Consider the following 25,609-nt stretch of genomic DNA (forward strand, 5'->3'; position numbering starts at 1 on the left):
TTCACTCACCCCCCTGGCTACGCAGCGAACTCGCCGCATCCTGCCGCCGCAGCGCCAGTACCGCCGTGACCAGCAGCGGCAAGACGACGACCGCCGTCAGCAGGACGGCCACCTGACCCAGCGGGAGCTCCACCAGCACCTGCGGCACCGGCTGCGTAGCCCGTGGGGTCAGGACGATCAGCGGGATCACCGCCCGGGTCAGCACCGCCCCGAGCGCCACCCCCACCACCAGCGCAAGCGCGACCAGAACGCCTTGCTCGGCGGCGATCAGCCGGGCCAGCTGGCGGCGCGGGGCGCCCAGGGCGCGGAGGATCGCGAACTCGGTGCCCCGTTCCCGTAGCGAACCCGCCGTGCTCACCGCGAAACCGACCGCGGCCAGCGCGGCGGCCACCGTGGCCGCCGCCGCGAACGCCGACTGAGGCCCCGCCCCGAAGGGATCGTCACGCAGGCCGTCCGCGACCTCGTCCCGCACAACCACCTGCGACGGCTCGACATCCGGCCGCTCGCGCAACTGCGCCGCCACGCGCGCCGCACTGCCCGGCTCGGCCCGCAGCCACCACTCGCTGGGCGTGACGCTCTCGCCGTACCGCGCCTCCAGCACCCGGTTCACGGACCGCAGATCGACCAGCAGCGCGCCACCACTGGTGGCCGACGCGTCCTCGGCCGTCGGCAGCGCCCGTACGCTCCCCACGATCCGCACCGGCACGGTCGAACCGTCGAACGACACCTCCACCCGTTGCCCGGTGCGAGCGCCCGCCGACTGAAGGAAACGGTCGGTCGCCAGGGCCGTGACCTCCGGTGTGGCGGGCTGGGTGACCTGCAGCCGGACCGTGAACGGGAAGGGGTTCCAGGCCACTTCGCGGGGCACATAGCCGGTGCCGTAGCTGACCGTCAGCGGCCGGGAGGACTCCACGCGCGCACGGGTCGGGGCCGCGTCGCCCTCGGGGTCCACCATGATGCTGTCGCTTCGGGACTTCGCCTTCCACGAGCTGGGCTGCGGCAGCGTGCGCTTCTGGCCGTCGACTCCCGTGGCCGTCAACTCCTCGACAGTGAACCGGTGTTGCTCGGCCTTGTCGATCGGCTGGGTCATGTCCAGTTGCATCCCGATGAGCGTCAGCGGCTCGGCCGGGGCCGCCGCGACCCGCTCGAGGTCCAGGGTGAGGGTGTGCGCCCGGCCGTCGGCGGGCAGCTCGCCGACGGTGACCCGGTACGGCACCCCGTACCGGTCCTCCAGAGTCACCGCGACGTCCGCGGTCACCTCCGAAGGGCCCTCACCGGAAGCCTTGGAGGCAATGTCACGGAGCCGAAGGCCCAGATCCAGGCGGCTGGTCCCCTTCGGCAGCGTCGTACCCTCGGCAGCCACCCGCCCCGGACCGAGCTTCGCCAGCAACCGTCCCACCGGCTCGTCCGCCAGATCCCGCCGCATCAGCAGTGCGCCTCCCGCTTCCCCCAAGTCACCCGTGTTCAGGGCCAGCACCGAAGCCGTCCGGTCGCCGGACAACGGCACTGTCGTACGCACGGCGGGCGCGGCCTCGCGTACGCCCTCGACCTCGGCGTAGACCCCGGCCGCGCCCAACCCGCCCTCGCCGACACCGAGTACACGTACCGACGTACCGGACTGGAAGTCCGCCTGGTCGTCCTGCGAGCGGTCCCAGGAAGCGCCCTGGCCGATGGCGAGCATGCCCAGGGCGATGGCGAGGACGAGCAGCAGTACGGGTCCTGCGCCGCGCATCGGGCGGCGGCTGAACTGCCAGCCCGCGAGTGCCGCAGGCAGTCCGCGCCCGCCGGCCGCGCGGCGTTCTGCGAGACGGGCGACGGGCGGCAGCAGCCGCAGGGTGAGGACGGTTCCGGCGAGCAGGGCGAGCGCGGGCGCCGAGACGAGCAGCGGGTCGATGCCGAGGGTGCCGGAGGTGTCGTCGGTGACGGCGCCGGAGGTCTGCCGGTTCAGCTGCCAGTACGCGACCGCCGCGATCACCAGCAGGCCCACGTCCGCGCCCGCCCGTACCGGCGCGGGCAGCGCCCGGGCCCGGCCCTTGGGCTCCGCGTTCAGCGCGGGCACGGTCACCGCGAGCGCACACCCCAGCGCCACCCCCGCCGCCACCAGCCACAGCGAGCCGACCGCCGCCGAGGTGTCGAGCTCCAGCCCGATCCGGGACAGCGCCCCCTGCCCGGCCAGCAACCGCGTCAACGGCCCGGCGAGCAGCGGTGCGCAGACAGCAGCGGGCACGGCGAGCAGCAGCGCCTCGAGCGCGGCGAAGCCCGCGACCCGGCCCCGCGAACCGCCGCGCGCCCGCAACAGCCGCGTCTCACCGGCCCGTTCGGTACTCAGCAGCCGGGCCACCAGCAGCAGTGCGTAGCCGGCGAGCAGTGCGAGCTGGAGCGCGACGATCAGCAGCGTGGAGCGGGAGACGAGCAGTGAACGTTCGACCCGGTCCAGCTCCTCCGGCAACGAGGTCGTGACGGCCGTGGTGCCGTGCATCGCCGGGGACTTGACCAGCGCCTTGGGACCGGCGAGCGCGGCCTCCCGCAGGGCGTCGATCCGCCCGGTCGTCAGCTCCCGGAAGTCGGCGGACGCCAGCCAGGCCGAAGGCCCCTCGCTCACCCGCCCGTTCGCGCTCAGGACCGCCGGATCGGTGAGCAGCGGCCCGTACGTGGTGAAGTCGACCTCCTTGATGCCACGGCCGCCGAGCTCGTCCAACTTCCAGTACGGCGAGGTGACTTGGGCGGGCCGGTACAGACCGCTGACCCGGATGCGCGCGTCCGGCCCGTCGAGCCGGTCGACGAGCGTGAGCCGCGCGCCGGGCTTCAGCGACAGCGCCCGCGCCGCCGCCTCGGGAAGGGCCACCTCGATCTCGCGGCCTGCCGCATTGCGCGGCAGCCGACCCTCGACGACGCGGACCTGCGAGCGGTCCAGCGCCGCGAAGTGCGTGAGATCCGGGTCGCCGGACCGGGCGGAGGGCGGCTGCAACGACCGCGGCAGCGCGTACGGTCCCGACCGCACCAGCGTCCGCAGCGTCACCGGGAGCCCGTCGAAGGTACGCCGGGCCCCGTCGCGTACGACCTTGTCGGCGGCCTCGCGCTCGTCCGCCGGCACATCGGCCTCGACGAACAGGGTCGTGGCAGCGGCGCTCTCCGTACCGGACGAGCCGGACGAGCCCGAGGTGTCCGACGTGCTCGTTGTGTCCGAGGCGTCGGCCGTTGCGAGGAGCGAATGGCGCAGGGCCGCGTCGCCGATCGCGCCCGAGTACGCGGTGAGGGTCGTCAGGACGGCGGTCGTCAGGATGACGGTGAGCAGCGCTGCCGTCAGCAGCAGACGGTGCGCCCGCGCACGCGATAAGACGAACTCCGTCACCCGGCTCCCCCGCCTGTCCCGGACCTCCGGGTGATGTTGTCAGAGGGAACGGGCTACGGGTAAGCGCTTGTCGTCCGGGCTTGACCGGATTGTGATAGACGCCGTTCGGAAAGCGGTGTCAGCCCGCCGTGTTCACCATCGACGCCGCCGCGTACGTCAGGTAGTTCCACAGCGTGTGCTCGTGCTCCTCGGAGAGGCCGAGCTCGTCGACGGCGACCCGCATGTGCTTCAGCCAGGCGTCGTGCGCCGCGCGGTCGACGGCGAAGGGAGCGTGGCGCATCCGCAGCCGGGGGTGACCGCGGTTCTCGCTGTACGTGGTGGGTCCGCCCCAGTACTGGATCAGGAACAGCGTGAGGCGCTCCTCGGCCGGGCCCAGGTCCTCCTCGGGATACATGGGCCGCAGCAGCGGGTCCTCGGCGACACCCTCGTAGAAACGGTGGACGAGGCGGCGGAAGGTCTCCTCCCCGCCGACCTGCTCGTAGAAGGTCTGCTCTTGAAGCGTGCCGCGCCGAATCTCGACCACGTTGGTTGGCCTCACAAAAATCGCTCTGGTCAGCCCCTGGCTCTGTTCGGCCGGGGGTCCGGGGGTTGTCCCCCGGAAATTGCAGCCACGTCACCCATGGTCTCAGACGGGCAGACCGAGGACTCAAGGCTTAGGACTACGGGGAAAGCGCGCGGAACGGCGCAACCAAGCGCTCGCCCCTGGGAGCCTCGCGCCGCACAGTGGAGGTATGAGCGCGCACGCCATCGACCACGGCCTGGACGACCTCGCCGCCACGGCGCGGGCGGCGCTGGTGCGCGAGATCGAGGCAGGCGGAGCCTGGAGCAGTGATCCGCGCTGGCGGGAGGCCTTCGAGAGTGTCCCGCGTCACCTCTTCGTGCCGTACTACTTCGTCGGTGCGGAGGACGGCTATGAGCGGCTGTGGTGCGAGGACCCCGACCGGCGCCGACGTGAGCGCTGGCTGCGCGGCGCGTACGCGGACTCCCCGCTGGCCACCCGGGTACGCGACGGCCAGCTGGTCTCGTCCAGCAGCCAGCCGTCCCTGATGGCGAAGATGCTGGCGGAGCTGGAGGTACGGGACGGCAACGCGGTCCTGGAGATCGGCGCGGGCACCGGCTACAACGCGGCCCTGCTCGCCCATCGCCTCGGCGACGAACTGGTCACCACCATCGATCTGGACCCGGAGATCACCGAGTCCGCCCGGCGGCATCTGGCGGCCGCCGGGTACCACCCGAGAGTCGTCACGGGTGACGGCGCCCGCGGCTGTCCGGAGCACGCCCCGTACGACCGCGTCATCGTGACCTGTGCGGTGACCTCGATCCCGCGCCCCTGGCTCGCCCAGTGCAACCCCGGCGCCCATATCCTCGCGCCGATCGCGACCGGCGTGATCGACCTGCGCGTACGCGACGCCGGGCACGCCGAGGGTCACTTCCTGCAGACGCCCGCCTACTTCGTGCCCCTGCGCGGCACCGAGCGGCCCGAACCGCGGCCCACGGCGGACGGCGGTCTGCCGCGCCGGGCGATCCAGAACGAACTCTTCCGCTTCCTGTTGGCCCTCACAGCGGGCGCCCTCGACCCCCACGAGGCCCTGGCCCTGTGGGAGCGCGAGGAGCAGCCCGAACGGGAGCGGTACGGGATCACGGTCAGCGGCGAACGCGAGTGGGCCTGGCTGGACGACCCGGAAGGACCGTACGCCTGGCCGCTCGCGTAACGCAGATCACATGGCGTCGGGACTGCTTCAGCCCCGGCGAATCGTGATCGTCGTCCATGCCCCCACATGCACCCGGTCGCCGTCCTGCAGCGGTACGGGGACGAAGGGCTGGATGGGCTCCTCGCCGTTGTTGACGGTGGTGCCGTTCGTGGAGTTCTGGTCGACGACCGCCCAGCTGCCGTCCGGCTGCTGGACCAGGACCGCGTGCTGGTGCGAGACACCCGGGTCCTCCGGCGGCACCGACAGGTCGATGTCCGGGGACTCGCCCGTGGAGTGGCGACGGCGGCCGATCGTGATCTGGTTGCCGATGAGCGGGCGCTGCTGCTCGGGGGAGTACGCGGGCAGGTTGAGCCCGGCGGCTTCCGGTCCTGAGCGCTGCATCATCGCCATGAAGTACTCGCGGTCGGGCCCGATCGTGATGTTCCAGGCCATCGGCTGCTGCTGGTAGCCGGGCGGGGCCTGCGTCTGGCCGGGCTGCGGGTAGCCGTAGCCGCCCTGACCCTGGCCGTTGGGGTCGCCGCCGGGCGGAGGGAGAACCCAGTCGTCCCCGTTCCCGTAAGGCTGCTGCCCGCCCGGACCCTGCGGATGACCGGTCTGCTGCGGATAACCGGGCGGAGCCTGCTGCTGGTACGCCTGCGCGGCACCGGGGCCGCCCTGACCCTGACCACCGTAGTTCCCCTGACCACCGAAGTCCCCCTGACCACCGGGGTACCCGCCCTGCCCCGAGGGGTCGCCGCCGTACGGCGAGAGCGGCTCGGCGGGACGGTTCATCTGCGAGGGCCGCGAGCTCTGGTAGTCGTACGGATCATGGCCGCCGTCGTGCTGTCCGGGCTGCTGCTGGAACCGCAGCGCCGGGTTAGGACCGCCGGGCGGCGCGGCCGGGGTGTACGAGGTCGCCGTGTTCGTCAGGAAGTTCCACCGGCACTCCTCGCAGAACGGGGCCCCGCCCTCGCGCGGGGTGCGGCACTGCGGGCAGAGTTCCTGCGAGGGCGAGTCCGGTACGGCGGACAGATGCGGGCGTCCGCCCTGACCGTGCTGTTGCTGCGAACCGGGCTGCGGGTAGCCGTAGCCCGCGGCCGGGGGTGGCGGCGGAGGAGGGGGCACGGCACCGGCCATGCGGTGACCGCAGACCTCGCACCAGTCGTCGGAACCCGACTGGTGTCCGTTCGGGCAGGTCGGCATGTCGGCGCTTCCCCCTTTCTTCTTCCGGCCCCGGGGGACCGAAGTTCTCCGTCCCCCTCGGTACAGGGTCCGGCTTCGTCGCTCCAGCCCCGGAGAGGGGCCGGACCAGCTATTTCTTTACACGAACAGTCTTGGTCGACCGCGTTTCGAGTGTCATCTCGTCGGCCTCCTCGACCTTCGCCTTCAGTCGCACAGTACCTGCCGGGGCATCGACCACGTCCACTACCTTCGCAAGCAGTTTCGCCGTATCGGCGTTTCCGGAGATGCTGGCGAGCTGAACGGCGCGGCCCAGCTTGGCCGTTGCGCCATCGATATCTCCCGATTTGCGGGCATCCAGTCCCTGCTGGATGGCTTCAGCCAGTTCGGCCTGGCCCGTGTAGTGCGCGACCTGCGGATTGATCGACGTGGACGCCGCCATGTCGTCGGTCCACACGGCCCGTACGAGACCCTGGGCGCCCAAGGTCTGCGCGGGGCCCTCCGCTTGCGGGATCACCAGGGAGATCCGGGCCGCGAGCATCTCCTGGCCGATGCCCGCCTCGGGCACCTCGACGCACACGTGGTAGTCGCGGGACTCGTCTCCCCAGGAGCCGGTCGGGTAGTCCCCGGCGCGCGGGCCCGCCTCCGTGCGGCGGTCGGTCAACTCCTCGACCGTGGGCGCCACTTGCTTGACGAACTTGATGGCTGTGCCCACCGGCGTCCACAGCCTGAGCGCGACGTCCGCGACCTCCTTGCCCATCGCCGTCTCCATCATCTGCGTGAAGTCGGCGGACAAACCCGCCGGATCGGCGACGATGTCGGCGGTGCCGAGCAGCGCGGAGGCGATCCCGGTGACCTCCTTGACCTCCCAGTCGGTGCCGACGCCCCGCGCGTCACAGGTGAAGCGCCCCGCGCAGGCGTCAAGCGCGGCCTTGAGGTCCTCCGCCGACTCGTGTTCGTTCCGTCCGTCGGTGAGCACGATGCCGTGCCGGATCGCGACGTCCGCCGAGGCCAGCAGCCGGTCCGCGAGCCGCAGCCAGGTACCGATCGCGGTGCCGCCGCCCGCGCTCAGCTTGCGCAGCGCCTGCTTGGCCTGCTCGCGGGTCCCCGCGTCGGCGACCGCGAGCTGCCCGCCGCCGGGGTAGACCTCCTTGGCCACATGCGTGCCGCCGATCACCGCGAAGTGCACACCGTCGCGTACGGCGTCGATGGCCGCGGCCGTCGCGTCCCGGGCGCCGCGCATCTTGGTCGGCGGGTAGTCCATCGAACCCGAGCAGTCGACCATGATCGCCACGGCCGCGTCCGGGCCCTGGCCCGGTGTGTACAGGTGCGGCGCGGCGACCGCACTCCCGACGGTGCCGCCGCCCGTCGAGGTCACCGTCACGATCGCGTTGACCTCGCGCCCGCCTTCCGGCAGGTACTCGTTCTGGTACACCTCCACCGAGAACTGCGGCACGTTCGACTTCGAGAAATTGGCCATGCCTTCCTAGCTCCCCCTAAGCAACCCCACGCACCGTGGGTGATGTCGGTGAGCGGACCGGTCCCCTCCGGTCCGCGGCCGTATCCGCCCGGCCTCAGGCCGATCCTGCCCCCATCGGAGGGGCCGGGAACGGCAGGACGGCCACTGTTACGTTGTCGTGGCCCCCGCCGTCCAAGGCGTGGCCGACCAGAACCCGGGCGCTGTGCAGCGGGCGGAGCGCGGCGTCGGGCGGGATGACCTGCGCCATCTCCTCGGCCGCCTCCGCGTAGTTCCACAGCCCGTCTGTGCACACCACCACTACACCCGGCCGGTCCGGCTTGAAGGAAGCGGTGTGCGGCTCCAGTTCGTACGCATCCGCGCCGAGCCAGCCGGTGATCGCGTGGGCGCGCTCGTCCGCGTACGCCTCCGCCTCGTTCATCAGGCCCGCGGCGACCATCTGCGCGGCCCAGGAGTCGTCCTCGGTGAGCCGGGCCGCGGGGGCGGTGCGATCCACTGGGATCCAGTAGGCGCGGCTGTCGCCGACCCAGCCGACGATCAGCAGGGTGGGGGTGACCACGGCGCCCACGAGGGTGCAGGCGGGCGCGTTCTGATGCGGGGCGTGCTCGGAAGGGGCGGCTCCCGCAAGGGAGTTGACCGCCCGTGAGGCGGCGACGATCGCGTCGTGCATCGCCTGCTGGGGGTGCGTGCCCCGGGGCAGGGCCTCCAGCAGCGACTCGTTGGCGGCGCGGGACGCGGCGAGGGAGGCCTCGTCCGGGCGGGTCGCCGAGGAGACCCCGTCGCAGACGATCGCGACGACCGCGGAGGAGCCGTCGGGCAGTGCGGTCGAGGAGATCGCGAACGCGTCCTCGTTGCGGTGATGACGCAGCCCTCGGTCGCTGACCGCGGATACGGCGTCCAACTCTTGTTCCATGTGGTCCCGTTCACGCGGCTGTGCGTGGCCGCAGTTCTCGCAGTAGCCGTCCCGGTCGACCTGGCCCGCACGGCAGGCCACGCACACCTTGGTGCCCGCGGACGGGGTCGCCACGAAGTCGGCGGTACGCGGGTCTGGTGCCTGCAAGGCGTACTCGTCGGGCTCCGGGGGCCCGTCGAACCGTACGCCCGACGCGTGGGCCGGGAGTTCGTGGCCCGCCGAATCGGTGCCCTGGATCTCCGACGGCACATGGAGCGGGGCGGGCCGGTGGGAGCTGTCCACCTCAGGAGCGACCGGCCAGTCCACCGGCGGAGCCGGAGGGTACGGGGGGTGCGGGGGGTGCGGCGCCGAGCCGTTCATGGTCATCGTGGGATTGTCGTCCGGCGGTGCGGGCACGGCCGACAGGTCGTACCCGCAGGCACCGCAGAAGCGGTCGCCCGACTCCAGCGGCTCCTCGCAGCTGGGGCACTTCGACAACGCCGGGGGCATCTGCGACATGAATTACACCCACGTCCGGGGGCGGTAGCGGTTGGCGCGCTCCACCAGATCGATCCTCTCCTCGCCACCTTGGGCGAGCCGGGCCAGTGTCCGGTACGAGCGCTCCAGACCGAAACGGAGGCCTCGCTCGTCCAGGTCACTGCCGAGCAGTACGGTCCGCGCTCCCGTACTCGGTGGCGAGGAACCCTGGCTACCGGAGAGTACCCAGTCCAGGGCGCAGCCGAGGACCTCTGTGGACAACTGCTCGCGGCGGACCGCGTCCAGTCCGTACCCGCGCAGCGCCTCGATCTGCCCGGCGGCCGCGGTCAGGTCGTCCAGGAACGGTGCGCTGGGCCCCTCGTTGATCCGGTGCCGAAGCCGCGCCCGTACGGCGGCGACACGGGCCGCCGTGTAGTGGATGTTCGCCTCCGGCACCGACTCCAGGGTCCGTACGGCCCCCTGCCGGTCTCCGGCCGCCAGTTGTACGCGGGCCAGTCCGAACGCCGCGCTCACATAGCTCGGGTCGGTCGTCCACACCAGGCGGTAGTACTCCGCGGCGTTGTCCAGCTGCCCGAGGACCTCCGCGCACAGGCCGAGGGCCAGCTTGGGGGCGGGCTCGCCGGGGAACGCGTCGTAGATGGCGTCGAAGGACAGCGCCGCCACCTCGTGGTCGCCGCTCGCGAGCGCGGCGATGCCGCGGTACCAGACCACCCGCCAGTCGTCGGGGTGGTCCGCCTCAAGAGCCGCGAGTGTCCCTGTGGCGCTGGCGAGTTCGCGCATCTCGAGCCGGGCCCGCAACTCGCGCAGCCGCAGCTCCAGGGAGCCGGTGGGCGCCGCGTGCAGAGCGGAGATCAGCTCCGCGGGCGCGGACGCCATGAGGCCGGCGAGGAAACCGGCGTTCGGGTCGCCGGGGTCGACCCGGGGGACCGGCAGGGCGAGCGCGGCGACGGCCGCGTCGACCGGCTTGACGAGGGCGGTCGGTTTCGGCGCGAGTGCGCTGGCCGCGCTTTGGGCGGGGGAGGCATTGGCGGCTCCGCCGCCCGCCTGCACGGCGCCTCCGGCGCCAAGAGCGTTAGCGGCTCCGCCGCCAGACAGCGCGGCACCTCCGGTGCCTGAAGAAAACGCCGCACCGCTATTGCCCGCGGCCAGCGCCGGGCTCCCGTTGGCCCCGACCAGCGCCCGGCGCCGCCGTCCCACCGGCACCGCCCGCGCCCCCAGCCGCGACACATCCCCCTCCAGCTCCTCGAACAACTCCGTGTCCGTGACTTTCAGTTCGGGACCGAAGAGGGTGGAGAGGAAGGGGCGGGGGCGGCCCGTCTGGAGCGCCACGACCTCGCGCAGTACGCCCGTCAGCTGTTCCGCCATCTCCTCGGCGGAGGCGAACCGGCGGGCCGGGTCGGGGTCTGTGGCGCGGACCAGCAGCCGGTAGAACGACTCGTACTGGCGGAAGACCTCGATGTTGTCGGGGTCGGGCAGGGAGTCCACGAACACGTTCGTGTAGCCCTGGAAGTCGAAGGTCAGCACCGCGAGCGTACGGGCCACCGTGTACAGGTCGGAGGCGACCGAGGGGCCGAGCTCGGCGACCTCCGGCGCCTGGTAGCCGACCGTGCCGTAGATGGCCGACTCGTCGTCGTCCATCCTGCGCACCGCGCCCATGTCGATCAGCTTGAGCTGGTCCTCGGTCTGGATCGCGTTGTCGACCTTGAAGTCGCAGTACAACAGGTTGCGGCTGTGCAGATGCCCGAGTGCCTCGAGTGCCTCGATGCCGTACGCGCAGGCCTGCTCGACCGGCAGCGGGTCACGCTTCCCGGCGGGCGTACGACGCTCGTTGGCGATCTCCTTGAGGGACTTGCCGCCGACGTACTCCATGACGATGTAGCCGTCGAGGGAGCCCGTGCGCTGGTCGAGATGCTCGACGAAGTTGTAGATCCGCACGATGTTGGAGTGCTCGATCTCGGCGAGGAACCGGCGCTCGGATATGGCGGCGGCCATCGCGTCCTGGTCGCCCGTGTCGAGCAGGCCCTTGAGCACCACCCAGCGGTCGGACACCGCGCGGTCCACTGCGAGATAGATCCAGCCGAGCCCGCCGTGCGCGAGGCAGCCGACCACCTCGTACTGGCCGTGCACCACATCGCCCGCGCGCAGCTTCGGCATGAACGAGTACGGGTGCCCGCACTTGGTGCAGAAACCCTCCGTACGCCCCGGCCTCTCGCCCCGCGAACGCCCCACCGGCGCCCCGCAGTCGGAGCGCGAGCAGAACCGCTTCCGCTCGGGGACCTCGGGGTTCTCCTGGACCATCTCGCGCGGATCGGGGCGCGGCACGTCCGGAACCTGGACGAGGCCGACGCCCAGCCGGCCGCGGCCGGAGGACCCGGTCGTCTTGCCGGAGCTGCGCACCGACACCGAACGGCTCGACGTCCGCCCCGACAGAGAGCGCGACAGCCGCCCCGACACCGAACGCCGGGACTGCGAGGAGCGTGCCGAGCGCGACGAGGACCGGGAACTGGAGCGCGAGCTCGCACTGCCGCGGCCGGAACCGCGGGAGTTCTTGCCGCCCGCCGTGATCCCGGTCGGCGGCGAGCCGACCATGCCGCTCGAGGAGACGACCGGCGCCAGACCGCAGGTGTCGCAGTACAACTCGCCGCCGCCCACGTCCTCGTAGGCCCCCGAGCAACCGGGGCGCTGGCACTCTTTACGCTCGCTCACGTTCTGCTCACTCACGCTGCATCACCTTTATCGCTCACGCGATGGGCCCCCTCCGGTCCTGTGGTCCTCCGTTGCCGGCCTGGCCGGGGACCTTGGGCACCAGCAAGTCGGCGGCCGCGTGCTGGTAGCGCAACACCGCCTGTTCCGCCACACGCAGATCGCAGGGCGCGCTCCACAGCATGCGGCGCGCCGCGTCGTAACGCTCCACGAGCAGCGGGTCCTCTGCGAGGCCGTGCCGGGCGACCTTCGCCTTGTACGCGTCGAGCCGGCCGCGCAGCTCCGCACGGACCGCGAGCGGCGCGGTGACCGCCGTCAACGACTCGCGGGCCCTGAGGAGTTCGTCCTCGGCCTTCTGCTCCAAGGACTCCAGCAGCGGCGAGAGGCGGTGCCACTGCGCGTGTCTGCGGTATTCGGCGGCCGTCGCCAGCTGCTCCTGCAGCGCGGTCGGCGGGCCGCTGACCGCGGGCACCTCCGACGCGGCGATCTTCGCCAGCACCTCACCGCGCGCGGAGCGCGCCTCGGCCAGGGTGCGGTCCGCGCGCGAGAGCACGTCCCGCAGCTTCACGAGCCGCGCCTCCGCGTCCTGCCGCACGCTCAGCACCGCGTCGATCTCGCGGCGCACCTCCTCCAGCGCACGCGCCTCCCGGTCGTAGCGGGTGGTGTCGGGCCGCCCGCCGCCCGGCGCCGAACTGCCCTGCGCGGGCAGCCAGAACGCCAGCGGATCGGACACCACCTGCTCCCGCAGCGACGTCAGCGTGCGCGTGATCCGCTCCAGGTCGTCGCCCGCCGGGTGCTCCCCGGGGCGCACGCCCACGGAGTGCGCGAGCTGGCGGGTGCGCTGCAGCTCCGCGGCCAGCAGGTCGATGCGGGCGGGCAGCGCCGACCAGACGGCGTCGGCCGCCACGACCATGTCGAGTGACTTCGCGTACAACTCGTTCATACGCTCCACGAGTTCGACCAGGGTGAAGCGCTCGCTGAGCTTTCCCGTGCCGGCCATGGTGGGCGCGGAGGCGGTGGCGGCGGCGCTGCCCGCCACCGTGACGCACTCGCCGCGCAGCAGCTCCGTCAGCTCCACCAGGTCGTCGCGGTTCGGCCAGCGTCGGCGGGAGCGCACGTCACGGGCGGACCTCAACGCGTCCGCGTACGCGTCGAAGTACGTCCACAGGAGCGAGATCGACGCCTCGGTGGCCGTCCAGCGCTCCCGGGTCGTGCCCGTGAGCTCGGCGCCTTCGAGGAGTCTGCGGCCCGCGTGGTCCTGCAGGGCGAGGAGCGAGGTCTCGATGGCCTCGTGCTCCGCGCCGAGCCGCGCCAGCGCACGGTCCACCTCGTCCCGGTCCATTACCGGCCCGGAGGGTCCCGCGACGCCCATCGATCACCTCTCGCTCTCAGTCGTTCCCTGTGCGCGTTCCCCCCGCGCCCGGGCAACTCTCCAGTGGTATCAGGTTGGTGCTATCAGGTTGGCCGCCGGAACCCGGCTCCGGCTACTGGTACTTGACGGGCGGTGGTACCGCCGCCTTCTGGATGGTCGGCTTGAGCCACTTGTCGTACGACTGCTGCCAGCCGTTCTTGCGGTAGTCCACCAGTACTTGGTTGACCCGGCGCACCAGGTCGTCGGCGTCCTTCTTCATCGCCACCCCGTAGTACTCGGTCGTGAACGGTTCCCCCTTGAGCTCGACCGTCGGGTCCTGCGCGGCCTGGCTCGCGGCGAGCGCGCCGTCGGTCACCACGGCGTCGACCTCACCGAGCTGAAGCCTCACCAGACAGTCGAGCTGGTTGGGCACGGTGGTCTTGATGTCGGCGGAGGCGACCAGCTTGCCGGACTCCTGGTCCGCGGTCAGGGTCTCCCAGGCGGTGGACGTCGCCGCCGTGCAGATCTTCTTGTTCGCCAGCGAGTCGTCGTACCCCTTGATGTCCGAGGTCTTCGGGGCCAGGACCTGCTGTCCGGTCTCGAAGTAGGGCGAGGAGAAGGCCACTTCCTTCAGCCGGGTGCAGCTGATCGTCATCGTGCGCACGACCATGTCGACGCGGTCTCCCTGGATGGCCGGGATCCGTTCATTGGTGGGGATGGCCTGGAAGCGGATCTTTTCCGGATCGCCGAGGATCTCGCCCGCTATCGCGTGCGCGAGATCGATGTCGAAGCCCTCCAGCTCACTGGTCTCCGAGTCGCTGTTCGGATCGCGGTAGCCCCAGCGGTAGCTGTTCTGGTCGACGCCGACCCGAAGGAAGCCGCGTTTCCGGATCTCCTGGATCGTCGCGCCGTCCTCGCCGGACGGCGCCAGGCTCTGGTCCTGTGGGTTCGTGCAGTCGTCGTCGGCCTTGGTCTGCGTGCCCTCGGCCACGCCCTGGCCGCCGGTGCCCGTACTGCCGTCCCCGCGGGACTGCGACAGCGGCAGCACCAGCGCGAAAACCGCTGTCAGGGCCAGGACGACCGCCATCGCGCCGACGCCGCCCCAGCCCTTCAGAGCGGCCCGCACACGTCGTGCCCTCATCGTCATGCCCCCTCTCACCGGTACTCCGACAGCCGGCGCCCGATACCGAGCACCGCACCCGAGGCGCCCAGCACCGCGAGCACCGCGGCGCCCACCGGAAGCCCCGTCATCGCGCCCTTGCCGTCCTCAGCCGCCAGTTCGAACTCGCCCTGCTCGTGCTCGAGCGCCTTCTCCAGATCGGTGTCCACATTGTCGAAGCACTCGCCCGTCGGCTTCTTGTCATTGGAGCCGATCACCCTGTCCAGCGCGCCCTGGTAGTCGCCGTTGTCGTCCGCGGTACGGGCTTCCTCGTGCCGGTCCTGCCAGACCTGCATGTTCTTGGTCGCGCCCTTCACCGGGGTCTCGCCCGCGCTGTCGTCGGCGAGGTCCTCGGCGGCGGCCAGCTTGGCGGAGAGGTCCTTCATCTGGATCTTGTAGTCGTAGTCGTATGCGTCCACGACCTCGTCGTTGACCTCTTTGGTCTCGGCGCCCCGGCTGACCAGCGTCAGCGTCTCGTTGCCGCGGGCCTTGAGGGAGGCGATCCGGGCGTCGTTCAGCACGTTCAGCGACCGTACTCCGTGGTCGTACGAGTCGTTCAGTCCCGCCCGCGCGAAGGTGTGGCCTACCGCCAGCCAGAGCAGCACCACCGTGGAGGCGGCGGTCGCGGCGACCAGGCCGTGGTTCAAGACCCGGTTCGTACGGTGGTAGTTGCGCCGCTGGGCCCAGACGAGGCCGCCGATCGCGAGGACGCCGGCGCCCATCGCTATCCACGGGTACGGAGTCGCGGCGTCATAGTCGGAACGCAGCCGCTGGTTCTCCATCTTGTAGAGATCCTCGGCGTCCTTGAGCATCACCTGCATCTTCGCGTTGGCGTAGCGCAGGTAGGCGCCGCCGAGCGGGTAGCCCTGCCGGTTGTTGGACCGGGCGCGCTCGACGAGGCCCTTGTACTCGGGCAGCCGCGTGTTCAGCCGGGTGATGGTCTTCGCCGACTCGGAGCCCGGCTCGGAGTTGGCCGCCGCGTTGACCAGCTTGTCCGCGGCCGTGCTGATGCCCTGCTCGTACCGCTGGCGGGACCGGGCCGTCTCCTGGCCGCCCGCGAGGAAGCCGCTGGAGGCCGCGGTGTTGGCGTCGGCGAGCGAGCGGTAGATGTCCGCGGCGTCGGCGCTCAGCGGCTGGCTGCTGTTCAGCACGTTGTCGGCGGCGGCCGACCGCTCCGTCATCTGCCAGGCCGTCATCGAGCCGAACGCCACGACGAGGAAGGCGAGCACGGCGCCGATGATGCGCAGCCGCCCCGGTTCCGTCGTCGCCGCGGCACGCAACTGGTCGACGCCTTCCGCCCAGGCCGTACGGCGCGGAGGCGTCGGATCGGGCCCGCCGGGACCGGCCGGAACAGGCTGCGCGGCGGGCGCGGCCGGTGGCGCCGCGACCGGTGGACCGGGCTGCGGCGGCATGGCGGGCATCGTGGGCGGTCCCGCGCCAGGTGGCGCCGAGCCGCCGTTCGGCGTGTATGTCACTTGACCTCCCCCATGGTCAACCCTCCGTAAGCATCCCCCTGCGCGTCGGGACGCACGGGAGGAGGTGCACGGCCGCAAGTATCCCCGCCGGGACTGACATCCGCACAGGCCCTGACTGGATCTTGTTCGTATCGCAGTGCAATTCGTACCGCAGCGCAACCATGAATACGCGATCCGCGACCCTACGGTTCCCTGGGTTCTGCCGAGTTCTCACGGTTTCTCCCCGGAGGGAACCGGGTTTCTCCCCGGAGGGGAGCCGGGGCGAACCCGGAGGGAAGCGCTCAGTTTCCGCCCTCGTAATGCGCCCGCACGCGCGCGTGCACCTCCTCGGGCACCCCCACGTGATCGAGGCCGAGCAGCACGGCCCCCAGGACGGGGCTCGCGGTGACGACCCGGGGTACGGACTTGGGGGCGCGCTCGGCCAGCAGTTCCCGTATACGGTCGTCGAGTTGGGGGTGCCGGGCCGCCAGGATGCTGCCGCCGAGAAGTACGGGGGCCTCCTCGTCGAGCAGTTCCAGACGCGACAGGGCCACGCCCGCCATGGCCGCCACCTCCTCCGCGAGCCGGTCGACGAGGGCGCGGGCCACCGGGTCGCCGGCCGCCGCCGTGGCGAACAGGACCGGCGTCAGCTCATGACGCCGCTCCTGCCCCAGGTGCCCGAGGTGGAAGGCCTCGATCAGCGCGTACATGGAGTCCAGGCCGAAGTGGGCGGGCAGAGCGCGGGCCAGCACGGTCGGGCCGCCCCGGCCGTCCTCGGCGCGCGCCGCATGCCAGATCGCCTCCTCGGCCAAACCCCCGCCGCCGCCCCAGTCACCGGAGAGGCGGCCGATGGCGGGAAAGCGGGCGATGCGCCCGTCGGGCCGCATGCCGACGCAGTTGATGCCCGCGCCGCACACCACCGCCACCCCACGCGGCTCGGCGACCCCGGCGCGCAGGATCGCGAACGTGTCGTTGCGCACCTCGGTACTCGCGCCCCACGCACGCGCGTGCAGCGCGGCGGCCAACTGCCGCTCCTCGACGGGGAGATCGGCGTTGGCAAGACACGCGGAAACGTGATCCACGGCCGTGACCCCCGCCTCGGCGAAGGCCCGGTCGACGGCCCCCGCCAGTGTGTCCACCGCCTGCCGCACCCCGACCACGGGCGGCCGGAACCCGCCCGCGCGCGCCTCGGCGAGCACTCGCCCGTCCGGCGCGACGACGGCGACATCGGTCTTGCTGTTCCCCGCGTCGATCGCGAGAACACCCGCTCTCACGCCCACGCGAGGTGCTCCCGGTTGTGCGCGATCAGCTGATCGGTGAGGGCGTCGGCATACGCGTACTGGCCGACGAGCGGATGCGCGAGCAGCGCACGGAACACCCGCTCGCGTCCCCCGTGCAGCGCGGCCTGAAGCGCCAGGTCCTCGTACGCGGTCACGTTCGCCATCAGTCCCGCGTACAGCGGATCCACCGACGCCACCGGCAGCGGAGTGGCCCCGCTGGATCCGACGGCCGCCTGGACCTCGATGACGGCGTCGTCCGGCAGGAAGGGCAGCGTCCCCTTGTTGTACGTGTTCACGACCTGGTACGGACTTCCCGCCCCGCCACCGAGCAGCGAGGCCGCGAGGTCCACGGCCGCCTCCGAGTAGTACGCTCCACCCCGCTTGCCCAGCAGCGCCGGCTTCTCGGCGAGCTTCGGATCGCCGTACATCTTCAGCAACTGCCGCTCCATCTCGGCCACTTCAGCGGCCCGCGACGGCTTCGTACGCTGCTCCCGTACGACCTCGTCGTGCGCGTAGTAGTAGCGCAGGTAGTAGGAGGGGACGACACCGAGGCGGTCGAGGACGTGGCGGGGCAGGCGCAGGTCGGCGGCGACGGCTTCGCCATGCACTGCCAGCAGCTTCGGCAGGATGTCCTCGCCCTCGGGCCCTCCGAGTCGTACACCCGTCTCCCAGGTGAGGTGGTTGAGCCCGACATGATCGAGGTGCACGTCGACGGGCGCGATGCCGAGCAGCCGTGCGAACTTCCGCTGGAAACCGATCGCTACATTGCACAACCCGACCGCTTTATGACCTGCTTCGAGCAGGGCGCGGGTCACGATGCCCACCGGATTGGTGAAGTCGATGATCCAGGCGCCCGGATTCGTCCGCCGTACGCGCTCCGCGATGTCCAGCACCACCGGCACCGTACGCAACGCCTTCGCGAGCCCGCCCGCACCGGTCGTCTCCTGCCCGACACAGCCGCACTCCAGCGGCCAGGTCTCGTCCTGCTCACGCGCTGCCTGTCCGCCGACACGCAGTTGCAGCAGGACCGCGTCGGCGCCCTCGATCCCCGCGTCGAGGTCGGAAGTCGTGACGATGCGCCCGCCGTGCCCCTGCCTCGCGAAGATGCGCCGCGCCAAGCCGCCGACCAGCTCAAGGCGTTCGGCCGCCGGGTCGACGAGCACCAGCTCTTCGACGGGCAGGGTGTCCCTCAACCGGGCGAAGCCGTCGATGAGTTCGGGGGTGTAGGTCGAGCCTCCGCCCACTACTGCCAGTTTCACGGTCAGTTCAGCCCTTCACTCCGGTGAGCGTGACACCCTCGATGAACGCCTTCTGTGCGAAGAAGAACACGATGATCACGGGGGCCATGACCAGCAGGGTCGCGGCCATGGTCAGATTCCAGTTCGTATGGTGGTTGTCCTTGAACGACTCAAGTCCGTAACTGAGCGTCCAGGCGGCCGGATTGTCACTCGCGTAGATCTGCGGGCCGAAGTAGTCGTTCCAGCAGTAGAAGAACTGGAACAGTGCGACGGCCGCGATCCCCGGCTTGGCCAGCGGCACCACGATCCGCAGCAGGGTGCGCAGCTCCCCGCAGCCGTCGACCTTGGCCGCGTCCAAGTACTCATTCGGAATGGTCAGCAGGAACTGCCGCAGCAGGAAGATGCTGAAGGCGTCGCCGAAGGCCATCGGGATGATCAGCGGCCACAGCGTGCCGCTCATGCCCATCTGCTTGGCCCAGAACAGGTACATCGGCACGATGATCACCTGCGGCGGCAGCATCATCGCGGAGATCACGAGCATCGTCGCGATCCGCCGCCCGCGGAAGCGGAACTTGGCCAGGGCGTACGCCACCGGAAGGCTGGAGACGACGGTGAAGAGGGTGCCGAGCCCCGCGTACATCAGGGTGTTGCGCCACCAGGTCAGAAAGCCGGGGGCGTTCCAGACGTTCGCGTAGTTGTCCCAGTTCCAGGACCTCGGCCACAGGGCGCTGGTCAGCGCCTGCCGATCGTCCATCAGGGACGTGAGCAGGATGAACACGAACGGCATGACGAAGAACAGCGCGGCGGCGATGCCCAGACAGTGCACGGCGATCCAGTGCAGCAGCGCCTTGCGCCGGGCGGTACGGGCCGCGGGGCTCCGGCCGGCGGTGCCGAGCGGGCCGCCGGGTGCGGTGGGGGCCGGCGGGCGGGCGGTGACGGTGTGGGTCATGGGGATCAGTCCTCCACCGTGATCAGGCCGCCGCGGCGGCGCATCAGCAGCGCGGTGAACGCCATGGACAGGGCGAACAGCACCAGGGCGACCACGCAGGCGGAACCGGTGTCGAAGCGCTGGAAGCCCAGGCTGTAAATGAGCTGGGGGAGGGTCAGCGTGGACTTCCCCGGATAGCCGGGCTCGTAGATCTGGCCGGCCCCGGCGCCGATGACACCGCTGGCCGTCTTACCGGCGATGAGCGGCTGCGTGTAGTACTGCATCGTCTGGATCACGCCGGTGACCACGGCGAACAGCACGATGGGCGAGATGTTCGGCAGGGTGACGTACCGGAAGCGCTTCCAGGAGCCCGCGCCGTCCAGCTCGGCGGCCTCGTACTGCTCTTTGGGCACATCGAGGAGCGCGGCCATGAAGATGACCATGAGGTCGCCGATGCCCCACAGCGCGAGCAGAGTCAGCGCCGGCTTGGACCAGGTCGGGTCGTTGAACCAGCCGGGCTGAGGCAGGCCGAGATCGCCGAGCACCTGGTTGACCGGGCCGGTGCCGGGGTTGAGCAGAAAGGCGAAGGCCAGGGTCGCGGCGACGGGCGGGGCGAGATACGGGAGGTAGAAGAAGGTACGGAACACGCCCGCACCCGTCTTGATCTTCGTGATCAGCAGCCCGATGCCGAGACCGAACACCACCCGGGCCGCCACCATGATCACCACGAGCCACAGGGTGTTGCGCATCGCGGCCCAGAAGAAGGGATATTGGCTGAAGACGTAGGTCCAGTTGGTCAGCCCGTTGAAGGTGGGCGGCTTGAAGCCGTCGTACTTCATGAAGGAGAAGTAGACGGTCGACAGCAGCGGATAGACGAAGAAGACGCTGAAACCGATGAGCCAGGGGGAGAGGAACGCCAGCGTACGAAGCCCCTCCCGGCGGCGCTTGGTACGCAGCGCCGCCGAGTGGCCGTGAAGGATCGTCATCGGGCGGCTACTTCGCCTTGGCGATGTCGGTGTCGATCTGCTTTGCGACCTTCGCAAGCCCCGCGTCCAGGCCCTTCTCCTTGCCGGACTCGTAGTCGTACGCGAAGTTCTGCAGCGTCTCCTGGTACGCGCTGCCGTTGACCGCGGCGGGCGCGGTGTTGCTGTTCGGGTTCTCGGCGATCTTCACGAAGGCCTGCATCGTCGCGTCGTTCTCGAGCTTCGGGGACTTCAGCGCCTCGAAGGTCGAGGGAACGTTGTTGATGGCGTTGGCGAAGGAGACGACCGCGTCGGTGTTCGTGGTCATGTACTTCACCAGCTCCCAGGCGGCGTTCTGCTTGCTGCTGGTGCTGGCGAGGCCGATGATCGTGCCGGTCAGGAAGCCCTTGCCGTACGTGTCCGCCTGGTCGTCCGGGACCGGGAACGGCGCGACCCCCACCTCGAAGTCGACGCCCGCGTCCTTCATCATGCCGCCGCGCCACTCGCCGTCGATGTTCATGGCGATCTGCCCGGTGTGCAGCGGGTTCTGGGCCGACCACTCGTCACCGAAGGTGGAGCGGTACTTCTCCAGCTTCTGGAAGCCGCCGAGCGACTTGACCATGTCCTGCTGCCAGGTCAGCAGCTCCTTGAACGCCGGGTCCTTGGCGACGTTCGACTTGCCGTCGGCGGTGAAGTACTCCGGGCTCCACTGCGCCGCGAGGTGCGGGACGGTGACCTCGTAGCCGTGGAAGTTCGGCATGAAGCCGAGCTGCGAGTAGCTGTCGCCCTTGCTCTTGGTCAGCTTGATGGCAGCGGCCTTGAATTCGGAGAGCGTCTTGGGCGGGGACGTGATGCCCGCCTCCTCGAACATCGTCTTGTTGTAGTAGAGCCCGTACGCATCGCCCAGCAGGGGCAGTGCGCAGCGCGTCCCCTCGAACTGCGTGTAGTCCAGCATCGGCTTGGGGAAGGTCTTCGCGGTGTCGATCTTCGACTTCTCCAGGAAGGGATCGAGGTCGGCGAAAACACCGGACGAACAGAACTTGCCGACGTTGCTGGTCTCGGGGGATGCGACCACGTCCGGCGCGTTCGAACCGCCCGCGCGCAGCGCCTGGTTGACCTTGTCGGCGTCGACGTTCCCGACGACCTTGACGTTGATGTTGGGGTGCGCCTTCTCGAAGGCCGCGACGTTCGCCTCGATCGCCTTGACCTCGGTGGGCGCGCTCCAGGGGTGCCAGAAGGTGATGGTGGAGGGCTTGCTGGCGTCGTCGGTCGCGCCGGACGTGCTGGAACCTGTGCAGGCTGTGGCGGTCAGGGCGATCGCGGTGGCCGCGATCGCGAGTCGTACGGGGCGTACGGGACTGATTCTGGGCATGGCGGAACTCCTTGGGGCGTGCGCGGAGAACATTGGGGCGTGCGAAGGGGGTTGGGCGAGGGGGAATTGGGCGTGCGCGGGTAGGGGCGGGGCGGTTCGGGGGCCGCGGATCAAGTGGGGACGGATCGGGTGGTGCGGGCGGGCGGTATCGGTCCGGCCGTACGAGCTGGGGGTGCCGGTTTGGCCGTACGGGCTCGGCCATAGGTCAGGCGGTAGGAATCGGGCGGTACGGGTCTGCCGTACTGGTCAGGCGGTACGAATCGGGCGGTACGGGTCTGCCGTACTGGTCAGGCAGTACGGACCAGGCGGTGGTGGATCAAGTCGTACGGGTCAGGGGGTGCGACCCGTGGTGTCGAAGACCTCATCGCGGGTGGCCGCGAGGGCGGATTGCAGGGCGCCGGTCAGTACAGGGCTGTCGGGTGTCGTACTGAGGCGGATGGCGGGGCGGGGGACGGCCAGTTCGGCGAGCTCGGACTGGATCAGGGCGCGCAGGGGTTCGCCGCCGGCGGTGATCACCCCGCCGGCCAGGATGATCAGTTCGGGGTCGATCACCGCGACGACCGCGGCGAGTCCGGTGGCGAGCCGGGTGGCGAACTCGGCGAGTACGGCCTGCCCCGGTCCGGGGCTCTCGGCCGTACGGGCCGCTTCGGCCACGACCGCGGCGGCCTTCTCGGTGAGGGTGCCGCCGCTGATGCCCGGCGGAGGCGTCAGGCCGTGCTCGCGGGCCAGGCCCAACACGGCCCGGCGACCGGCCAGTTCCTCGAAACCGCCGGAGTTGCTGCGGGCGACATTGCGTACGAGCGGGGCTCCCGGCAATGGGAGGAAGGCGACTTCGCCGGCGCCTCCGGTGGCGCCCCGGTGCAGCCGGCCGCCGATGACGACCGCGGCGCCGAAGCCCCGTTCTCCCCAGAGCAGGGTGAAGTTCTCGCAGCCGCGCGCTTCGCCGATGCGCTGTTCGGCGATGGCGGCGAGGTTGACGTCGTTCTCCACTTCGAAGGGGATGGGGCCGAGCGCGGCGGCCATGTCCTCCAGCAGCCGGGGCGAGTGCCAGCCGTGGAGGTGGCTGGCGTAACGCAGGTTGCCGGTGGCGGGGTCGAAGGCGCCCTGCGTACCGATCACGATCCGGTGCACGTCGGCCCGGTGCAGCCCGGCGTCCTTGACCGCGCCGTCCAGGGCCACCAGTACGCGGTCGACGGCGCCCTCCGCGCTGCGACCAGGGGTCGGCAGTTCGAACCGTCCGACGGTCTCGCCCGTGATGTCGGCGATCGCGGCACGGATGCCGGTGGGGGTGACGTCGAGGCCCGCGACCCGTGCGGCGGCGGGGTTCACCGCGTACAACTGGGCGTTGGGCCCCGGCCGCCCCTCACTGGTGCCGGTCACGACGACCAGACCGGCGGCCTCCAGCCGGGCGAGGAGCTGCGAGGCGGTCGGCTTGGACAGGCCGGTGAGGTTGCCGATCCTGGTCCGCGACAGCGGCCCGTGCTCCAGCAGCAGATCGAGAGCGGCCCGGTCGTTCATGGCGCGCAGGACGCGCGGGGTGCCCGGGGTACCGGCGGAACCTGCCATCGCTGTCGTCACCTGCCCTTCCGTGGCCAGCATCTCAACGATCTCGAGCGGGCGTCCATCCATGCTGGACTCCACTCTCGAGCATTGTTAGGAAACTTTCCTATTGGTTGAGGAAGGTAGGCCTTCGGCCACGGAGGCGTCAATACCGGCCGCTGGCAGGCAACAAAGTCGTTACGTGGTGCTGAACGGCTAGGGTCGGCCCATGGCTGGCGAGGACGAAGCGCTTGTGGACCAAGGCCTTCCGGACCAAGGCCTTCCGGACCAAGGCCTTCCGGACGAAGCCCTGCTGGCGGAACAGCGGGCCTACTACCGGGCCAGAGCGCAGGAGTACGACCGGGTCTATGCCGAACGCGAGGACCTACGGAACCTGCTGGCCGCCACCGACGAACTCCCCATCACCGGCGATGTGTTGGAGCTGGCCTGCGGAACGGGCCAGTGGACCGGCGCCCTCGCTGAACGCGCCCACTCGGTGACCGCGCTCGACGCGGCGGCCGAGACGCTGGACATCGCGTGCGCCCGCGTCACGTCCCCCAACGTCCTGTTCACCCAGGCCGACGTCTTCGCCTGGCATCCGTCGCGCCGCTACGACACGGTCTTCTTCGCCTTCTGGCTCTCCCACGTCCCGCCGTCGCGACTGCCCGCTTTCTGGAACACGGTCCGCGAGGCGCTGGCCCCGCACGGCAAGGCGATCTTCATCGACGAGGGCCCGGGGGAGGCCTGGCGCGAGGAGGCCGCCGCCGGCCAGCCCGGCTCAGTAGTGCTGCGCCGCCTGGACGACGGCAGCCGGCACCGGGTCGTGAAGGTCTTCCACGAGCCGGAGACGCTGACGGGTGATCTCGCGGCGCTGGGATGGTCGGCCGATGTGCGGCTGGTGGGCGGCCGCAGCTTCATCGTGGGCGTGGCGGAACCGGTGGGGGAGCGGGGGTGACGGGGGCAGACCGGCAGCGCGGGCGGCGGACCGCCGCCGCGTCCGGCCGCCCCGACGACGGCGCCCGGGCCCACATGCGCGACGTGGGTCAGGCGATACCGGCCCGGCTGCCGTACGGGCTCGCGCCCCGCCCCTCCCCGCCCGTCCCAGGCGCAGGTTAGGGGTTCCAGAACACGCTGGTGAACGCCCGGTCGAAGCGCCGCGCCGCCAGATCCTCGCGCTGGATCACCCAGTGAACGGTGGCACTCTCCCAGCCCTCCACATCCATACCGGCCTGCCAGTCGGCCAGAAGCACCCAGTCCGCGACATCACCCGAAACCGGCCCGTCCCACCCGCCCGCTTCCACCGCTCTCACAGCCCTGGACACGGCAACGGCGACCGGATCGATGTAGACGGCCTCCTCATCGGCGTACCCGCCTATCTGCAATGGCCCCTCGGGCGCGACGTCGCCACGGACGCTCTCCCAGACCGCGACGAGTTCCTCGGACCGGGGATGCCCGGGAATCGGCACGCTCCTCGCCTCGCCGAGGACTTCGACAGCCTGATGGTGAGGCAGCGACACATTGACCGTCACCCGCAACGGCCCCTCCGGAAACGCCTCGAACATCGCCTCCTCATCCTCGAAGTCGTACGCGTTCCAAGCGTGCCGATCCCGCTCCACCACGGCCGAGCCGACCGGGACGTACACCACATTCCCCATGGTCTCGGCGTCGTCAGCGCTCTCAGGAAAGGCGAACAGCAGCAGCTGCCCGTCGCGAGGCAGGCCCAAATCCGTCGCACCGGCGGGCAACGCCGCGAGATCGACGGAGGCAACGAAGGGATGCTCGGGGTCCGGCACCTCGGCCGGCAGCAGCAACCGCCCACCGAACCGCCCCACAACCGGCCCATCCCCGTCCCGCGCCAGAGTCGCGCAGGGCCGGGCGACGGCCAACCACCGCTCCACGTCCTCGCCCGGTATACCCCGAGCAACCGCCTTGCCACGAAAGGCACTTAACCGTTCCCACATCTCAGGAGTCATGCCCAAACCGTAGAAGCAGGCACTGACACGCCGGCTCCGTAGCCGTGACGGGCGGCCGAGGAGCCGCCTGGTGCCTGGTCCTGGCAAACCCGGAGTGGCGTGGACACCACCCTGCACTGCGAGCTGCTCGGATGCCCCTTCACCAAGTGCACCTTCGGTGCGTCAACCGAGCCGGGCCCTCACACCTCAGCCATACTTCACGTCCGTGAACTGACCGTTCATATACGAGATTTGGTCAACAAGTTGGCTGAAATCGATCAGATGGTGATCTTGTGTCTGACATGTCCATACACTTCCGGACGTTCATGTCACCGGCTGTTCCGACGACGGCTCGGACAGACTCGTCAACGTCACCCTCCGCAAGGACCGGGTCGGTCCCGCCCCGACCCGTGGGTGCGGCCGGACGGTCGGCCGTGCCACGAGGAAACCCTCCATGCCCCTGAACTATCAGTCCTGCACCTTCCGCTACACCGCCAGGTCACGCCCCGTCCTCAACCAGCTCAACCTGAACTTCTCACCCGGCCACACCGTCCTCCTCGGCCCGAACGGCGCATAGAAAAG

At 70.6% G+C, this 25,609-nt stretch carries 20 protein-coding genes; 4 read left to right on the forward strand and 16 right to left on the reverse strand.

All coding sequences use genetic code 11. The annotated features are described in order from the left end of the window. Position 1: 1 nt before the first annotated feature. Positions 2-3,352, reverse strand: coding sequence for an ABC transporter permease (locus tag OHT21_RS30720; protein ID WP_328771518.1), 3,351 nt, complete (start codon positions 3,350-3,352; stop codon positions 2-4). A gap of 118 nt (positions 3,353-3,470) precedes the next feature. Continuing rightward, entirely contained in the window at positions 3,471-3,875 is a 405-nt protein-coding gene (locus OHT21_RS30725) for a globin (protein ID WP_328774284.1), read from the reverse strand. A gap of 208 nt (positions 3,876-4,083) precedes the next feature. On the opposite strand from OHT21_RS30725, the gene OHT21_RS30730 reads away from it, so the two are divergent. Next, on the forward strand, positions 4,084-5,064 hold the full coding sequence (locus tag OHT21_RS30730; RefSeq protein WP_328771519.1) for a methyltransferase domain-containing protein: 981 nt from the start codon (positions 4,084-4,086) through the stop codon (positions 5,062-5,064). 27 nt (positions 5,065-5,091) lie between these two features. On the opposite strand, the gene OHT21_RS30735 is transcribed toward OHT21_RS30730, so the two are convergent. The 13 genes from OHT21_RS30735 to OHT21_RS30795 all read right to left on the reverse strand — a co-directional run bounded on the left by OHT21_RS30735 (position 5,092) and on the right by OHT21_RS30795 (position 23,102). Then, entirely contained in the window at positions 5,092-6,246 is a 1,155-nt protein-coding gene (locus OHT21_RS30735; RefSeq protein WP_328771520.1) for an FHA domain-containing protein, read from the reverse strand. A 109-nt stretch (positions 6,247-6,355) separates the two neighbouring features. Next, entirely contained in the window at positions 6,356-7,702 is a 1,347-nt protein-coding gene (locus OHT21_RS30740) for a vWA domain-containing protein (protein WP_328771521.1), read from the reverse strand. Between the two features lie 94 nt (positions 7,703-7,796). Beyond that, positions 7,797-9,110: a PP2C family serine/threonine-protein phosphatase gene (locus OHT21_RS30745; protein ID WP_328771522.1), complete on the reverse strand. Its 1,314-nt coding sequence runs from the start codon at positions 9,108-9,110 to the stop codon at positions 7,797-7,799. Positions 9,111-9,113: 3 nt separating this feature from the next. Beyond that, positions 9,114-11,795: a serine/threonine-protein kinase gene (locus OHT21_RS30750; RefSeq protein WP_328774285.1), complete on the reverse strand. Its 2,682-nt coding sequence runs from the start codon at positions 11,793-11,795 to the stop codon at positions 9,114-9,116. A gap of 34 nt (positions 11,796-11,829) precedes the next feature. Further along, positions 11,830-13,164, reverse strand: coding sequence for a hypothetical protein (locus tag OHT21_RS30755; RefSeq protein ID WP_328771523.1), 1,335 nt, complete (start codon positions 13,162-13,164; stop codon positions 11,830-11,832). A gap of 112 nt (positions 13,165-13,276) precedes the next feature. Then, positions 13,277-14,284 (reverse strand): glutamate ABC transporter substrate-binding protein, encoded by a 1,008-nt coding sequence (locus tag OHT21_RS30760; RefSeq protein ID WP_328771524.1) that lies wholly within the window; start codon positions 14,282-14,284, stop codon positions 13,277-13,279. A 14-nt stretch (positions 14,285-14,298) separates the two neighbouring features. Then, on the reverse strand, positions 14,299-15,777 hold the full coding sequence (locus OHT21_RS30765; protein ID WP_328771525.1) for a hypothetical protein: 1,479 nt from the start codon (positions 15,775-15,777) through the stop codon (positions 14,299-14,301). Positions 15,778-16,058: 281 nt separating this feature from the next. Then, positions 16,059-17,036 (reverse strand): N-acetylglucosamine kinase, encoded by a 978-nt coding sequence (locus tag OHT21_RS30770; RefSeq protein WP_328771526.1) that lies wholly within the window; start codon positions 17,034-17,036, stop codon positions 16,059-16,061. Then, a complete protein-coding gene (locus OHT21_RS30775) occupies positions 17,027-18,295 on the reverse strand; it encodes a 6-phospho-beta-glucosidase (RefSeq protein WP_328771527.1) in 1,269 nt (422 codons plus the stop codon). Before OHT21_RS30775 ends, OHT21_RS30770 begins: the two co-directional genes overlap by 10 nt. Before the next feature lie 7 nt (positions 18,296-18,302). Beyond that, complete coding sequence (locus OHT21_RS30780) at positions 18,303-19,223, reverse strand: carbohydrate ABC transporter permease (protein WP_328771528.1); 921 nt, start codon at positions 19,221-19,223, stop codon at positions 18,303-18,305. A gap of 5 nt (positions 19,224-19,228) precedes the next feature. Next, positions 19,229-20,188 carry a carbohydrate ABC transporter permease gene (locus OHT21_RS30785; RefSeq protein ID WP_328771529.1) on the reverse strand — a complete coding sequence of 320 codons (960 nt, stop codon included), beginning with the start codon at positions 20,186-20,188 and terminating at the stop codon, positions 19,229-19,231. A 7-nt stretch (positions 20,189-20,195) separates the two neighbouring features. After that, positions 20,196-21,536, reverse strand: coding sequence for an ABC transporter substrate-binding protein (locus OHT21_RS30790; RefSeq protein WP_328771530.1), 1,341 nt, complete (start codon positions 21,534-21,536; stop codon positions 20,196-20,198). Positions 21,537-21,866: 330 nt separating this feature from the next. After that, positions 21,867-23,102: an ROK family transcriptional regulator gene (locus OHT21_RS30795; RefSeq protein WP_328774286.1), complete on the reverse strand. Its 1,236-nt coding sequence runs from the start codon at positions 23,100-23,102 to the stop codon at positions 21,867-21,869. Positions 23,103-23,304: 202 nt separating this feature from the next. On the opposite strand from OHT21_RS30795, the gene OHT21_RS30800 reads away from it, so the two are divergent. Next, on the forward strand, positions 23,305-24,030 hold the full coding sequence (locus OHT21_RS30800; protein ID WP_328771531.1) for a class I SAM-dependent methyltransferase: 726 nt from the start codon (positions 23,305-23,307) through the stop codon (positions 24,028-24,030). Continuing rightward, positions 24,027-24,191 (forward strand): hypothetical protein, encoded by a 165-nt coding sequence (locus OHT21_RS30805; protein WP_328771532.1) that lies wholly within the window; start codon positions 24,027-24,029, stop codon positions 24,189-24,191. The genes OHT21_RS30800 and OHT21_RS30805 overlap by 4 nt, the downstream gene beginning before the upstream one ends. Here the strand turns inward: OHT21_RS30805 and OHT21_RS30810 are convergent. Further along, positions 24,188-25,048 (reverse strand): DUF1963 domain-containing protein, encoded by an 861-nt coding sequence (locus OHT21_RS30810; RefSeq protein ID WP_328771533.1) that lies wholly within the window; start codon positions 25,046-25,048, stop codon positions 24,188-24,190. The genes OHT21_RS30805 and OHT21_RS30810 overlap by 4 nt on opposite strands. 433 nt (positions 25,049-25,481) lie before the next feature. On the opposite strand from OHT21_RS30810, the gene OHT21_RS30815 reads away from it, so the two are divergent. Continuing rightward, complete coding sequence (locus tag OHT21_RS30815; RefSeq protein WP_328771534.1) at positions 25,482-25,604, forward strand: hypothetical protein; 123 nt, start codon at positions 25,482-25,484, stop codon at positions 25,602-25,604. The last annotated feature ends 5 nt before the right edge of the window (positions 25,605-25,609 follow it).

It is taken from the genome of Streptomyces sp. NBC_00286, assembly GCF_036173125.1.
Lineage (GTDB): Bacteria > Actinomycetota > Actinomycetes > Streptomycetales > Streptomycetaceae > Streptomyces.

Excerpts from the sequence above, each read along its gene's own strand:
- OHT21_RS30795 (WP_328774286.1), bottom strand. The coding sequence starts at position 23,102 with ATGGCAGGTTCCGCCGGTACCCCGGGCACCCCGCGCGTCCTGCGCGCC.
- OHT21_RS30740 (WP_328771521.1), bottom strand. The coding sequence starts at position 7,702 with ATGGCCAATTTCTCGAAGTCGAACGTGCCGCAGTTCTCGGTGGAGGTG.
- OHT21_RS30815 (WP_328771534.1), top strand. The coding sequence starts at position 25,482 with ATGCCCCTGAACTATCAGTCCTGCACCTTCCGCTACACCGCCAGGTCA.
- OHT21_RS30790 (WP_328771530.1), bottom strand. The coding sequence starts at position 21,536 with ATGCCCAGAATCAGTCCCGTACGCCCCGTACGACTCGCGATCGCGGCC.
- OHT21_RS30760 (WP_328771524.1), bottom strand. The coding sequence starts at position 14,284 with ATGAGGGCACGACGTGTGCGGGCCGCTCTGAAGGGCTGGGGCGGCGTC.
- OHT21_RS30730 (WP_328771519.1), top strand. The coding sequence starts at position 4,084 with ATGAGCGCGCACGCCATCGACCACGGCCTGGACGACCTCGCCGCCACG.
- OHT21_RS30785 (WP_328771529.1), bottom strand. The coding sequence starts at position 20,188 with ATGACGATCCTTCACGGCCACTCGGCGGCGCTGCGTACCAAGCGCCGC.
- OHT21_RS30755 (WP_328771523.1), bottom strand. The coding sequence starts at position 13,164 with ATGGGCGTCGCGGGACCCTCCGGGCCGGTAATGGACCGGGACGAGGTG.
- OHT21_RS30800 (WP_328771531.1), top strand. The coding sequence starts at position 23,305 with ATGGCTGGCGAGGACGAAGCGCTTGTGGACCAAGGCCTTCCGGACCAA.
- OHT21_RS30735 (WP_328771520.1), bottom strand. The coding sequence starts at position 6,246 with ATGCCGACCTGCCCGAACGGACACCAGTCGGGTTCCGACGACTGGTGC.
- OHT21_RS30780 (WP_328771528.1), bottom strand. The coding sequence starts at position 19,223 with ATGACCCACACCGTCACCGCCCGCCCGCCGGCCCCCACCGCACCCGGC.
- OHT21_RS30745 (WP_328771522.1), bottom strand. The coding sequence starts at position 9,110 with ATGTCGCAGATGCCCCCGGCGTTGTCGAAGTGCCCCAGCTGCGAGGAG.
- OHT21_RS30810 (WP_328771533.1), bottom strand. The coding sequence starts at position 25,048 with ATGACTCCTGAGATGTGGGAACGGTTAAGTGCCTTTCGTGGCAAGGCG.